The sequence below is a fragment of the Staphylococcus arlettae genome, from assembly GCF_025560845.1.
In the GTDB taxonomy this organism is placed as follows: Bacteria; Bacillota; Bacilli; order Staphylococcales; family Staphylococcaceae; genus Staphylococcus; species Staphylococcus arlettae.
Genome location: NZ_CP094803.1, coordinates 1,500,743 through 1,515,744, shown reverse-complemented (window position 1 = coordinate 1,515,744; position 15,002 = coordinate 1,500,743). Strand labels below are relative to the sequence as shown.

Sequence of the window (15,002 nt, the reverse complement as noted above, 5' to 3'; positions counted from 1 at the left end):
CTTTGCACTATACTTTAAGTGCAATTACGAAGTGAGAACAATCCATATAATATTAAAAACAAAAGCGCCTAAGCCATTTGTAATGGTTTAGGCGCTTTTATATGAATTAATTAGCAATGTAAGTAATTTCATCTTCATTGTCAGTTACATCTATAAATAAATTATCATCTTCAAAATACCATAAATCTTTTTCTGCAATAACAACGTCTAAACCGTTATAATTCGTTTCATAACCGATTTCGACATCGTCTTTTTTGTCAACACTAAACGCTGGACTGAATCCTTGTTTTAATTGGAATTCTCCACCATAACGTACGAAGAATTGTAAGACTTTGTTATCCTCAGGCAAATCAAGTTCTTCCTTAAACCAAGATACCGCATTTTCCGAAAGTTTTAATTGCATATTAAAGTCTCCCTTCTGCGTAAGCACTTGTCTTACTACAGTATTTTTAACATATTGCCAATACTCTAACATTACCCCTTTTGGATAATGATAATTGCAGTATAGCACATTTTTCTTCAAAATTTTTAGATTTAAGAATATTCTCAAAAAATTTACATAAAATTCATACTTATGACTTACAAATTTAAATATAAAAGGAAGTAGTATAAAATTCAAATTTTTGAACTCTATACTACTTCCTCGTGTGTATCAAGGTTCTGTAGTAACATGACCTTGACGTAAATAGCTAATGTTGATTTCGAGATTAGTGTGGTATGAAGCTTAGCAAAATAAAAAAGTTACATCCATTTTATTTTAGGTTCTTCACCTTTAAAAATCCTAACGATATTTGTTCTATGTCTAATAATCAATAATATACCAATACATATGCTGACAACTAATAATATATAGTCTCTAATTAATAGTGCACCAATCACACAGCAAATAGATGCTATAATACTTGATAGTGAAACATATTTAGTTAAATAAAGTATCCCGAAGAAAATGGCTGCTAAAATTATTAATAATAGAGGATTCACACCAAATACTACGCCAGCGCTAGTAGCAACTGCTTTTCCACCTTTAAATCCTAGGTATACCGGGTACACATGTCCTAGTATTGCAAATGCACCTACAATTAAACCATTTGTAAACAAAGTAGTAATTGGGCCATCTGCATGTACAGGTAACCAAAGTGGGAAGAATACTACAATAAATCCTTTGAAAATGTCTAAAAATGTAACGATAAACCCAGCAGGTTTACCTAAAACTCTAAAACTATTAGTTGCACCAGTGTTTCCGCTTCCAAATTGTCTAATATCTTTTTTGAAAAATAATTTCCCTATAACATAGCCACTTGGAAATGCACCAATGAGGTAACTCAGTATCAACATAATTACAATCATCATATACATTTACACATCCTTTAATGACATTAATTTTATTTTACCATATGATACTATAATAAAACGACCATAATTTAAAGTAAGTAAATGATTTGTTAATGAAATGTTACTTTGACGCTTGCAATTTAGCTAAATTTATATAAGAATAACTATTGTATAGTTTTAAAAACGAACGTACGTTTGTAGGAGGGCGAAACGATTGGCAATGAATAAGCAAAATAATTATTCGGATGATTCCATTCAGGTTTTAGAAGGGTTAGAAGCTGTTAGAAAAAGACCTGGTATGTATATTGGTTCAACCGATAAGCGTGGTTTACATCACTTAGTATATGAAGTTGTCGATAATTCCGTCGATGAAGTTTTGAATGGCCATGGTAATGAAATTTTAGTAACAATCAATAAAGATGAAAGTATTACTATAGAAGATAATGGACGTGGTATGCCTACAGGAATTCATGCATCTGGTAAACCTACTGTTGAAGTTATTTTTACTATTTTGCACGCTGGTGGTAAATTTGGCCAAGGTGGCTATAAAACGTCAGGTGGTTTACATGGTGTTGGTGCTTCTGTAGTGAATGCTTTGAGTGCTTGGTTAGAAGTAGAAATTTATCGAGATGGAACAATTTATCAACAAAGTTTTAAAGATGGCGGCAAACCAGCCACTGGATTAGTGAAAAAAGGAAAAACTAAAAAAACAGGTACCAAAGTAACATTTAAACCTGATCCTGAGATTTTTAAAAATGCTTCAGCGTTCAACTTTGATGCGTTAAGTGAACGCTTGCAAGAATCAGCGTTTTTACTTAAACGTTTAAAAATTACATTAGCCGACAAACGACAAGGTAAAGAACGTGAAGAAGTCTACCACTATGAAGACGGTATAAAAGAATTTGTTAGTTATGTAAACGAAGGTAAAGAAGTGTTACATGATGTAACAACTTTCTACGGTCAAGCCAATGATATTGAGGTTGAAGTAGCTTTTCAATACAATGATCAATATTCAGAGAGTATTTTAAGTTTCGTTAATAATGTCCGCACTAAAGACGGTGGAACACACGAAGTTGGTTTCAAAACTGCCATGACTCGCGTGTTTAATGATTATGCACGTCGTATTAACGAATTAAAAACTAAAGACAAAAATTTAGATGGTAATGATATAAGAGAAGGTTTGACTGCGATTATCTCTATTCGTATTCCTGAAGAACTGTTGCAGTTTGAAGGACAGACCAAATCAAAATTAGGTACACCGGAAGCACGTAGTGCAGTTGATTCAGTAGTTGCCGACAAATTACCTTATTACTTAGAAGAAAAAGGTCAACTGTCTAAATCACTTGTGAAAAAAGCTGTGAAAGCACAACAAGCACGTGAAGCAGCTAGAAAAGCACGTGAGGACGCTCGTTCTGGTAAAAAGAATAAACGCAAAGATACACTTTTATCAGGTAAATTGACTCCAGCCCAAAGTAAAAATACAGAGAAAAAAGAATTGTATTTAGTCGAAGGTGATTCTGCTGGTGGTTCGGCAAAATTAGGCAGAGACCGTAAATATCAAGCAATTTTACCGCTTCGAGGTAAAGTTATTAATACTGAAAAAGCCAAGTTAGATGATATTTTCAAAAATGAAGAAATAAATACTATCATTCACACTATTGGTGCGGGTGTCGGTAATGAATTTAAAATAGAAGATAGTAACTATAATCGCGTTATTATTATGACTGATGCCGATACTGATGGGGCTCATATTCAAGTATTACTGCTAACATTTTTCTTTAAATACATGAAACCATTAGTGTTGGCAGGACGTGTATTCATCGCTTTACCACCACTTTACAAGTTGGAAAAAGGTAAAGGAAAAACCAAGAAAGTAGAATATGCTTGGACAGATGAAGAGTTAGAAAAGTTACAACAACAATTTGGTAAAGGCGTTACTTTACAACGCTATAAAGGTCTTGGTGAAATGAATCCTGATCAATTATGGGAAACAACAATGAATCCTGAAACAAGAACTTTAATTAGAGTTCAAGTTGATGATGAATTAAGATCTTCTAAGCGTGTTACGACATTGATGGGTGATAAGGTTGCACCACGAAGAGAATGGATTGAAAGTCATGTTGAATTCGGTTTACAAGAAGATTTAAGTATTTTAGATAATAGTGAAATTCAAATACTAGAACAAGATCATCAGAATGAGGAGGATGTAGATTGAGTGAGGTAATTCAAGACCTATCACTTGAAGATGTAATAGGCGATCGATTTGGTAGATATAGTAAATATATCATTCAAGAACGTGCATTACCCGATGTACGTGATGGTTTAAAACCTGTTCAACGTCGTATTTTGTACGCCATGTATGATAGCGGCAATACGTATGATAAAAATTTCCGTAAAAGTGCTAAAACAGTCGGCGATGTTATTGGACAGTATCATCCACACGGTGATACATCCGTTTACGATGCGATGGTTCGGTTAAGTCAGGATTGGAAATTACGTCATGTGTTAATTGAAATGCACGGTAATAACGGTAGTATTGATAATGACCCTGCAGCAGCTATGCGTTATACAGAAGCTAAACTGAGTCAAATTTCGGAAGAGCTAGTCAGAGACATTAATAAAGATACTGTACCGTTTATGCCTAACTATGACGATACGACAAAAGAGCCTATGGTATTACCAGCGCGTTTACCAAACTTATTAATCAATGGTAGTACAGGAATTTCAGCAGGTTATGCGACAGATATTCCACCTCATAATTTAGCTGAAGTGATTCAAGCTACACTTAAATATATAGACAATCCAGATATTACTGTGAGTCAATTAATGCGTTATGTTAAAGGACCAGATTTTCCAACTGGTGCTATTATTCAAGGTGTAGATGGCATTAAAAAAGCATATGAAACTGGGAAAGGTAAAATTGTAGTCCGTTCAACTGTTGACGTGGAAACTTTAAGAAATGGACGTAAAGAATTAGTTGTTACTGAAATCCCTTATGAAGTTAATAAAAGTTCATTAGTCAAAAAAATTGATGAACTGCGTGCTGATAAAAAAGTAGATGGCATTTTGGAAGTACGAGATGAAACGGACCGTACTGGATTACGTATTGCTATAGAGTTGAAAAAAGATGTTAATCATGAAGCTGTAGCGAATTATTTATATAAAAATACAGATTTACAAGTATCATATAGTTTTAATATGGTCGCTATCAGCGATGGACGTCCAAAATTAATGGGTATTCGTGAAATTATCGACAGTTATTTAAATCATCAAGTAGATGTTGTAACTAAACGAACACAATATGACTTGAATCAAGCAGAAAGTAGAATGCATATTGTTGAAGGTCTAATGAAGGCGCTGTCGATTTTAGACGAAGTGATTCAACTCATTCGTAATTCCAAAAATAAAAAGGATGCTAAAGAAAACTTAATCGAGAAGTATGAATTTACAGAAGCACAAGCCGAAGCAATCGTAATGTTACAACTTTATCGCTTAACGAATACAGATATCGTACAATTACAAAACGAACATGATGAACTAAAAGCAATTATCGACAAATTACGTCATATTTTAGATAATCATGATGCCTTGTTGGCTGTTATTAAAGAAGAATTGACTGAAATTCGCAAGAAATTTAAAACAGAACGACGCTCTGTAATTGAAGCGGAAATTTCAGAAATTAAAATCGATAAAGAAGTTATGGTACCGAGCGAAAATGTAATACTAAGTGTCACTCGCCACGGTTACATTAAACGTACTTCGCTGCGTAGTTTCAATGCTAGTGGTGTGGAAGAAATCGGTGTTAAAGATGGAGATAGTTTATTAAAATATATCGACACTAACACATTAGATACTGCCTTAGTGTTTACGAATAAAGGGCGCTATTTGTTTATTCCAGTTCACAAATTAGCTGATATCAAGTGGAAAGATTTAGGTCAGCATGTATCACAAATTGTGCCGTTGGAAGATGATGAATTTGTGATAGATGCGTATTGTGAAAATGACTTTAAACCAGATGCATATTATATTATCGCTACTCGAAATGGAATGATTAAGAAAAGTAATGTATCCATGTTTAAAACAACAAGATATAATAAACCTTTAGTTGCTATGAAAGTAAAAGAAAATGATGCAGTTATTGATATTATGCGCATTTCTGATGAACAAACACTAACAGTACTAACGCATAAAGGCATGTCACTGACATATCCATCTGAAGAATTATCGGATACTGGCTTACGAGCAGCAGGAGTGAAGTCAATTAATCTTAAAGCTGAAGATTATGTGGTACTAACGCAAATTGTCGCGCCTGAGAATACAATTTTAATGGCGACACATCGTGGTGCATTGAAACGAATCGATTATCGTGTCTTACAACTTGCTAAACGCGCACAACGCGGCATAACATTATTGAAAGAATTAAAAGGTAATCCACATCGTATTGTTGCAGCATGTGTTATTCAACCTGATGATACTTCATATACTATATTTTCAACTAATCAACAAGAAAGTGGTTTAATTAAAGATATTCACTTAACTGAACAATATACTAATGGTTCATTTGTAGTTGATGTTGATGAATTCGGTGAGATCAATAATTTGGTTGTTAAATAGTCTATAAAAAAAGAATAGTAACCTCTTTCATTTAATGATAAAATATTTTATGTAATAAAGAGGTCTATAACATAAAATAAATCAAGAGATTTATTATGGGTTGATAGTCGCACAAATTACGCTCATATATAAATCTCTTGCTCTTTATTTACATAAAAATTAAATTCATAAAGGGGGATTAATGTGAATAATTTTGACAGTTTAATTCCAGAATGGTTTAAAGTAATGGTTCAAACTGGGCATGATTTGATCTGGTCTCAGTATTTAATTGGTTTATTAATAACAGCAGGTTTATATTTCACTATTAGTTCAAAATTCGTGCAATTGAGATGGATTCCAGAGATGTTTCGCGCAATTGGTGAAAAACCTGAAACATTAGATAGTGGTAAAAAAGGTATTTCTCCGTTTCAAGCGTTTGCGATTAGTGCCGGCTCTCGTGTTGGTACAGGTAATATTGCTGGTGTTGCAACGGCAATCGTTTTAGGTGGTCCAGGTGCTGTGTTTTGGATGTGGGTTATAGCTTTTATTGGTGCAGCAAGTGCTTTTATTGAAGCAACATTAGCTCAAATCTACAAAGTACCCGATAAAGATGGTGGTTTCCGTGGTGGACCGGCTTATTACATAACTAAAGGTTTAAATCAACGTTGGTTAGGTGTAGTGTTTGCCGTATTAATTACAATTACTTTTGCTTTTGTTTTTAACACTGTGCAATCAAACACTATAGCTGAATCTTTAAATACACAGTACAATGTGAGTCCAGTGATTACTGGTATTGTCTTAGCTTTCTTTACTGCAGTCATTATTTTTGGTGGTGTACGTAGTATTGCTAATATTTCATCTATTATTGTACCTGTGATGGCAATAATTTATATTGGTTTAGTATTAGTTATCTTACTTATGAATTACGATCAAATTATACCTATAATTTCAACTATAATTAAAAGTGCATTTGGCTTCGAACAAGTAACAGGAGGCGCAGTAGGTGCAGCTATTTTACAAGGTGTAAAACGTGGTCTGTTCTCTAACGAAGCTGGTATGGGTTCTGCACCCAATGCAGCGGCTACTGCTGCGGCACCACACCCAGTAAAACAAGGACTAATACAGTCTTTAGGTGTGTTTTTTGATACTATGCTAGTTTGTACAGCGACAGCTATAATGATTTTACTATATAGCGGCTTAGAATTTGGTGAAAACCAACCCGTTGGTGTTGCAGTAACACAATCAGCACTAAATGAGCATCTAGGAAGTGCCGGTGGTATTTTCTTAACTGTAGCGATTACGTTATTTGCTTATTCTTCTGTTATTGGTAACTATTACTATGGTCAATCAAACATAGAATTTTTATCTAAAAACAAAGTATTACTCTTTATTTTTAGATGTTTAGTTGTTGTTCTAGTATTTGTAGGAGCAGTAGTAAAAACAGAAACAGTGTGGAGCACTGCTGATTTATTTATGGGCTTAATGGCAATCGTTAACTTAATAGCCATTATTGGTCTTTCTAATATCGCTTTTGCTGTTATGCGTGATTATCAACGTCAACGTAAAGAAGGCAAAAAACCAGTATTTAAACCAGAAGAATTGGAAATTAATCTTTTTGGTATTGAAAGCTGGGGCGCAAATAAAAAAGAAAAATCATTATATTAATAAATCAATGTTTACAGATTGGTTATTATTGTTGAGAAACACTTTAGTGATTTAATCTTGTAGGGCGAGCATATGAAATCAAACAGTTATATGTTGATTTTTAGCTCGTCCTATTTTTTGTTATTTTACGTTAATTCTTAAGTAATTTAATCTTTTACTGTTCATTTTAAATGATTCAATATATAATTTTAATGATATAAAAGAAAGGTGATTCGTATGAGCCAGTATCACATTACCAAAATCTTAAACAATAATGTCATTATCTGTACGATTGATCGACAAGAAGTTATTTTACTTGGAAAAGGTATAGGTTTTAATAAAAAACCTGGTATGAAAGTGCAACGTGGTGATTCAATAGAAAAGGTTTATAAGTTGGATCAACAACATCAATTAGATCATTATAAACTTTTAGTTGCTCAAACAGATGAGAGTATTATTCATGCTATCATTGAAGCAGTGGATTTAATTACGAGTGAGGAAACTGTTATTGATGATAAGAAACTTGTTATAAGCTTAACTGATCATATTATTTTTGCATATAAACGATTGCAGCAACAACAAAAAATTACGAACCCTTTTATCGCAGAAACACAGCAACTATACAGTGAGTCATATGACTTGGCACAACGTGTCATAGTGCAATTAAATGCTAAATTAGATGTAGACTTTCCAGAAGATGAAATTGGTTTTATAGCGTTACACATAGCATCAAATACGAATGCAATTTCTATTCATGAAGTTAATGCGATGTACAACATGGTGAGTAAAGCAACTAAAATCATTGAACATGATCTACAACAAACAATTGATAAGCACTCGATAAAGTATCAACGTTTCATTAGGCATGTGCAATTTTTAATTAGACGTATTCAACAAGATGAGCGTGCAGCTGCTTCTCAAGTATTTGAAGATATGGTTAAAGCGCATTATGCACTTTGTTACAATGTCGCATTAAAAATTATGAGATTAATCCAACGAGAGTTAAATGTTACAATTCATGAATCGGAAATTGTCTATCTTGCAATTCATATCCACCACTTCACAATATCTGACCAGCCTTAAATAATCTGAAGCTTTATACATATAACTTTAATATAGCACTACAAGAGACAATCATTAAAAAATAGTTTAATGATTGTCTTTTTTACATTAAATTAACAAAGTTAATATTAAAATTACTATAAGAAAATAATTTTAATATTAACTTATGTATAATTGTTTTTGTATATAAATACTATTTACTTTTGCAAATATTATAGTTATTATAGAGTTGTTTGATTAGTTGAGGGGAGCGTTTGGCATACAATATGAAATATTATGATGAAATTCCTGTCATAAGAGCAGTAGCAGCTATGCTAGTAGTAGCCATTCACACTGTGAATAGTATAGCTTATTCAGCAAGTACAGGTGGCTTTACTTCTGAACCGTTAGGGTATATAAATCAATTAGCACGACTAGGCACGCCAGTTTTTGCTGTGATTAGTGGGTTTTTACTGACTATTTCGGTAGTGAATCGAGGTTTTAGTATGTCACACTTTGCTAAATCACGTTTTACTAAAATACTTATCCCTTATATTATATGGAGTATATTTTACTTATTATACAGAGCATTTTATTTACATAATTTAGAACCTGATGGTGAATTAGTGAATTATTTTGTTTATGGTAAAGCTAATTTCCATTTATATTTTATTTTAACGGTTATTCAGTTTTATGTATTATTCCCATTCATTCATAGATTTAAAAAGGGTTGGCCGTTGATAGTTGCATTTTTAATACTTACGGTTATCAATGTGCTTTGGATTAAGGTACAGCCTGTGTCACTCGGTATAGAAAGTTTAGACCGTTTTGTTAATGATAAAATGTTTATTCTTAATTGGATATCATTTTTCATGTTTGGCATTGTTTATGCTAAATTTTATGATGAAATTAAAGCGTTGATATTTAAATATCAAAAAGTATTATGGGTAATAATTTTCATTTTATTTGTTGATCTATTTGTCAGTAATAGATTTAGAAAACTTACATAGTTCGGCACATATTTCTAACTTAATTTATATTCCGTTCTTTATTGTCTTTTTAAATTATCTATATGTCTGGATTAAGCAAGATAAGATATTGCTGAAAACATTTACGCTAATTGGTAACTATTCAATGGGTATTTACTTGGTACATTATGTTGGCATTCAATTTATGAAACGATTACCAGTTATTAATGAGATTGCACCACAAAGTAAATTTGTATTCATCTTTATTGGTGCTGTTGCGTTATCAGTTGGTATGGTGTGGGTTATTGGTAAATTACCATATGGTAATTATATTGTACCTATTCCGAAGAAAAAGGTTACACAACCAACACAAGAGGTACCGAAGAAAAGTCGTATCGATCCACAATTTTCAAATATGAATTCTTAAAGTAAACTACCGTGTATTGAGTTTGACTTAATACACGGTAGTTATGTATATATTATATATGCATGAAATTACTATAAAACGGGTAGAATGCTATGTTATAACGTAATTTATATAACTGGAGTACGATATGAAGTTTTTAAATTGACATCGTGTGTTAGTATGGAGAATAATTAACAACACAGTTGGTTATAATAAATCATGTTTTCATATACAATGAGATGTATAAATAAGTTTGTTTATAAGGTACGGTGAAGATTATGTCGAGCGAAGAAAATGTTAAGCGGCAAGAAAAGAGTAAAAAGAAATTAAATTTAAATTTTCCTGAAACGCGATTTATGCGCTTTTTAGGTGGTAAAGATTTAATTTTTGGTTTATTTATGTTGATTTTGATTGGTATAGTAATTTTTATATTTGATCAAGTTTCTTACATATTCAAACCATTTATTATTGTTTTTAACACTATAGTAGCACCTATTATAGTGTCATTAATTCTTTATTATTTATTTAACCCAATAGTTAACTTAATGGAACGTTATAATATTTCAAGACTTTGGGGAGTAATTATTTTATTTTTAGTAATTATTGGTGTTATATCGTTAGCTATTAATTTATTAATACCAGTGATTAGTAGTCAAATTAAAACATTCGGTACGAATTTCCCGCATTACATTACTAAAGTTAATCAATTTATAGATGATATTACAAAATACACTGTAGCTTCGAATTTTTATAGTCAAATTCAAGACTATTTAAACTCGCTAGCTAAAAAAATTCCATCTATGATTTCAGATTACTTTAATGGTTTTGGTTCGAAAGTGAAAAACATCGCGGAAACAGTTGTTAATGTTGGGGTAGTCATCGTAACAACACCATTTGTTTTATTCTTCATGTTAAAAGATGGCCATCGTTTTAAAGATTTTTCAACAAAAATTGTGCCACCTAAATTCAGAAAAGACTACCATGATTTATTAGATAAAATGAGTGTTCAAGTAGGTTCATACATTCAAGGACAAATTATTGTGTCTCTCTGTATTGGTGTCTTATTGTTTATTGGTTATTCTATTATCGGTTTAGATTATGGCTTGATTTTAGCTTGTATCGCTGCTGTAACGAGTGTAGTGCCATATATTGGACCTACGATAGCTATATCACCGGCTATTATTATTGCGTTAATTACGTCACCAATTATGCTGTTGAAATTAATCGTAGTTTGGACGGCAGTACAATTTATTGAAGGGCATTTTATATCACCGAATATTATGGGTAAAACTTTACAAATTCATCCACTGACAATTATTTTTATATTGTTAAGTGCTGGAAACTTATTAGGAGTTGTAGGTGTGATATTAGGTATTCCTGCTTATGCAATTCTTAAAGTATTAGTTTCTCATTTATATTTCTTATATAAACGTAGATACAATAAATACTATGGTGATGATGCTGGAGAGTATGAATTTAAAAATGATGAACAAGAATATATTAGAGATTGATTTAGTTTTCGACTGTCGACAAAGTTTCTGTCTTTGTTGGCAGTTTTTTTGTGCACGCTTTCCGCGGATACTGCCTTAGCCTGTAGTCTTCGGCGAGTGCCATTTCCGCAGGAGTCGGCCAAATAACAGCCAATCTTAAAAGATTTAAATTAAATAATGGTGGTGTTTATTATGTTGAATAAATCAAAGGATAAAGAGATAATTTGAAATGATTGCTATTTCTAAATAAAGCTCCTAATCATCGTCTATTACATAAAGTCGATACAATATTGATTTTAGATTTAGTTTTCGACTGTCGACAAAGTTTCTGTCTTTGTTGGCAGTTTTTTTGTGCACGCTTTCCGCGGGCACTGCCTCAGCCTGTAGTCTTCGGAGAGTGCCATTTCCGCAGGAGTCGGCCCAAATAACTGCCAATCTTAAAAGATTTAAATTAAATAATGGTGGTGTTTATTATGTTGAATAAATCAAAGGATAAAAGAGATCAATAGAAATGCTTACTATCTCTGAATTTTTATTATCGGCAGACAGCATCATTTCATAGGCTGTATATTTAGTTGATCAACTTTGTCGTGAGAAATATTAACATTTAAAGCTATTTAATTTTATTTTTATTCCATAGTCAAAGGTTTTATGCTATATTTTTATAAAATATAAAAATTTTAGAAGTCGATGTGGTGTTATGACAAGAAAATTTAAAAAGAAAATATTACTAACATTAAAAGTAACCTTTGCAGTAGCGCTATTGGGGATTGTAGTGTTTAATTTAGCGAGAGAGTTAGCACATGTGAATGTCAAACAGACTTTAATTATGTTTGGCCAACTTAATCGTTGGTGGCTTATTACGCTTTTTGTTAGTGGTGGTGCTTCACTTATCATTCTTTCACTTTATGATGTCGTGTTAGCAAAGGCGATGCATATGCGCATAACGTTATGGAAAGCTATGCGCTTAGGCTATATTATTAACGCTGTAAATGCAGTAGCAGGATTTGGTGGCTTTATAGGTGCAACCGTTCGTTACATGGCATATAAAAATGAAACTACAAATAAAAAAGTATTGGTAAAGGCAATTTCAGTCGTCTTAATATCGATGTTAACGGGATTAAGTTTATTATCAATATTAGTTGTTGCACATGTTTTTGATGTATCACATTTGTTTAGTGCTTATCCATGGGTGAGATGGCTATTATATATTGTTGCATTGTTTTTACCATTATTTGTTATTGGCAGTATTATACGTCCAGTCAATGAGCAGAATAAATATTTAGGTGTTTATTGTACTATTGTTTCTGGTTTTGAATGGTTTGCAGCAGCATTAGTTTTGTATTTTGCACTTTTTATAGTTGGTGTACAATTATCATTCCCAGTATTTATGGGTGTATTTATAGTGGCTGCACTATCAGGTTTAATAAGTTTTATTCCTGGAGGCTTTGGGGCTTTTGATTTGATTTTGCTATTAGGTTTACAAGCATTGAATGTACCTGAAGAAAAAATTGTCCTTGCTCTGTTATTGTACCGATTCGCTTATTATTTTTTCCCAGTACTAATTGCCTTAATCCTTTCTATCTTTGAATTTAAAGATGCTGCCAAACGCTATTTCGGTGAGTCTAAAGTGTTTATACCTGTTATAGATATGACGTCACTTTTTAAGTCGTATCAAAAAGATATCATTGCCAAAATACCAGTATTTTCTATGTCTATTTTATTATTTTTTACGAGTGTATTGTTTTTCTTGAATAATTTAACGATAATTATTGATGGCTTATATAATGCTAATCATTATTTAGATTATATTATTGTCTCTGTGCATACCTGTGCCTGTTTATTATTAATGCTCAATGTTGTAGGTGTTTACAAACTATCTAAACGCGCGATTATGGTTTCTGCAGTAGCGTTATTACTTATCATGTTTGTTACACTGTTTACATATTTTTCACTAATATTAATAGGCTGGCTCACAATTATGCTCATATTATTGCTCGTCTTTTATAGACGTGCCAGAGTGTTGAAGCGACCATTTAGATTAGCGTCATTTTGCTGGATGCTTGTCGTTAGTAGTTTTGTACTATATTTAAATCATGTGTACATTTACGAGTCACTTTATACATTAGATGTGTATCAGATTCAAGTTGATACGTCTATTTTACGTTATTATTTCTGGTTTACAGTGTTGTTTGTAGTACTTATCGTTGGGACGATTGTGTGGTATTTTGAACGGAAAGTACAACTACATCATAGTGGAGAAGATATCAAAATATGTGAGAATATTATTCAAGAATATGGTGGTAGTTATTTGAGTCATCTGATTTACACAGATGATAAGCAATGCTTTATTGATGGAAGTCAACGTGCCTTTTTAATGTATCGTTTGAAAAAGGGTGCTTATATTGTTTTAGGAGATCCGGTAGGAGATGAAAATTATTTTAACGCTTTATTAGTTGAATTTTATAGTCATGCGCATGATATCGGTTATGATATTATCTTTTATCAGGTTACAGATAAACATTTAGCATTGTATCATAACTTTGGTAATCAATTTTTTAAATTAGGTGAAGAGGCAGTCATTGATTTAGACACATTTACTGTTGCCGGTAAAAAACGACGAGGATTACGTGCTACACTTAATAAATTATCAGAACAGGGGATGTCGTTTGAGGTTGTAAAGCCACCGTATACACAGTCGTTAATGGTTGCTCTACAGCAAATAAGTGATGATTGGTTAGCTGGTCGAAAAGAAATGCAATTTTCTGTAGGTGCTTTTTATGAATATTATTTAGCACAAGCACCTATTGCAGTTATTAAAAATGAACAACAACAAATTATTGCCTTTTGCAACTTTATGCCCACTTATTATCGAGACACTATATCTGTAGACTTGATTAGGTGGGATCCGCAAGAGGAAATGCCATTAATGGATGCATTATACTTACACATGTTGTTGTGGGCGAAAGAAGCAGGTTACAAACGTTTTAACATGGGAATGGCTACGCTATCTAATGTGGGGCAACTACCTTTTTCATACACAGGAGAGCGATTAGCAGGGCGTGTGTTTGAACACTTCAATAGAATTTATCATTTTCAAGGTTTAAGGCGTTACAAAGAAAAGTTTAAACCACAGTGGGAATCTAGATTTTTAGTCTATCGCAAGAAAAGTTCTTTATGGTTAAGTCTATTAAAAGTATTAAATGTGATTAGACGTTAATGCAAATAATAAAAGCCACCGTTATGGACACGGTGGCTTTTATGCTAAGGAGTTTAAATGTTTAATCAATTTTATAGTTAATAAATTTAGAGAAGTAAGTAATATGATTAACTATAATAAACTAACGCGTAATATTGTGTAGATATTACTTTTGAATCTAACTATACTCGATATCTCGAATACCCCTTTGTTCAACCAAGGCATATGTTTACTATAACAGTTTTAGTAAGCGTTTTCAATGGCGTACAAGATAGATAAAAGTAACATTTTATCATTAAAGGGTCAAAAAACTTATAAAATGAAAAGAA

Annotated in this window: 10 protein-coding genes; 8 read left to right on the top strand and 2 right to left on the bottom strand. The window is 32.3% G+C overall.

The window, feature by feature from the left end; translation table 11 throughout:
• Positions 1–106: 106 nt before the first annotated feature.
• Positions 107–403 carry a HesB/YadR/YfhF family protein gene (locus MUA37_RS07355; protein WP_002511082.1) on the bottom strand — a complete coding sequence of 99 codons (297 nt, stop codon included), beginning with the start codon at positions 401–403 and terminating at the stop codon, positions 107–109.
• A gap of 338 nt (positions 404–741) precedes the next feature.
• Positions 742–1,350: a glycerol-3-phosphate 1-O-acyltransferase PlsY gene (gene plsY, locus MUA37_RS07350; protein ID WP_002511083.1), complete on the bottom strand. Its 609-nt coding sequence runs from the start codon at positions 1,348–1,350 to the stop codon at positions 742–744.
• Between the two features lie 202 nt (positions 1,351–1,552).
• Here plsY and parE point away from each other — a divergent pair, with 202 nt between their 5' ends.
• The 8 genes from parE (at position 1,553) to mprF (ending at position 14,694) form a co-directional block, all read left to right on the top strand.
• Positions 1,553–3,547: a DNA topoisomerase IV subunit B gene (gene parE / locus MUA37_RS07345; RefSeq protein ID WP_031266484.1), complete on the top strand. Its 1,995-nt coding sequence runs from the start codon at positions 1,553–1,555 to the stop codon at positions 3,545–3,547.
• On the top strand, positions 3,544–5,946 hold the full coding sequence (parC, locus tag MUA37_RS07340; RefSeq protein ID WP_262614840.1) for a DNA topoisomerase IV subunit A: 2,403 nt from the start codon (positions 3,544–3,546) through the stop codon (positions 5,944–5,946). The genes parE and parC overlap by 4 nt, the downstream gene beginning before the upstream one ends.
• Before the next feature lie 183 nt (positions 5,947–6,129).
• Positions 6,130–7,590 carry a glutamine transporter AlsT gene (locus MUA37_RS07335; RefSeq protein ID WP_002511086.1) on the top strand — a complete coding sequence of 487 codons (1,461 nt, stop codon included), beginning with the start codon at positions 6,130–6,132 and terminating at the stop codon, positions 7,588–7,590.
• 216 nt (positions 7,591–7,806) lie between these two features.
• Entirely contained in the window at positions 7,807–8,652 is an 846-nt protein-coding gene (glcT, locus tag MUA37_RS07330; protein WP_002511087.1) for a glucose PTS transporter transcription antiterminator GlcT, read from the top strand.
• 233 nt (positions 8,653–8,885) lie between these two features.
• Complete coding sequence (locus MUA37_RS13335; RefSeq protein WP_316965039.1) at positions 8,886–9,620, top strand: acyltransferase; 735 nt, start codon at positions 8,886–8,888, stop codon at positions 9,618–9,620.
• Complete coding sequence (locus MUA37_RS13330; RefSeq protein ID WP_316965038.1) at positions 9,589–10,005, top strand: acyltransferase family protein; 417 nt, start codon at positions 9,589–9,591, stop codon at positions 10,003–10,005. The genes MUA37_RS13335 and MUA37_RS13330 overlap by 32 nt, the downstream gene beginning before the upstream one ends.
• 257 nt (positions 10,006–10,262) lie before the next feature.
• Complete coding sequence (locus MUA37_RS07320; RefSeq protein WP_107377066.1) at positions 10,263–11,495, top strand: AI-2E family transporter; 1,233 nt, start codon at positions 10,263–10,265, stop codon at positions 11,493–11,495.
• A gap of 679 nt (positions 11,496–12,174) precedes the next feature.
• The gene (gene mprF, locus MUA37_RS07315) at positions 12,175–14,694 is read left to right on the top strand and encodes a bifunctional lysylphosphatidylglycerol flippase/synthetase MprF (RefSeq protein WP_232190692.1); all 2,520 of its coding nucleotides are present in this window, start codon (positions 12,175–12,177) and stop codon (positions 14,692–14,694) included.
• The last annotated feature ends 308 nt before the right edge of the window (positions 14,695–15,002 follow it).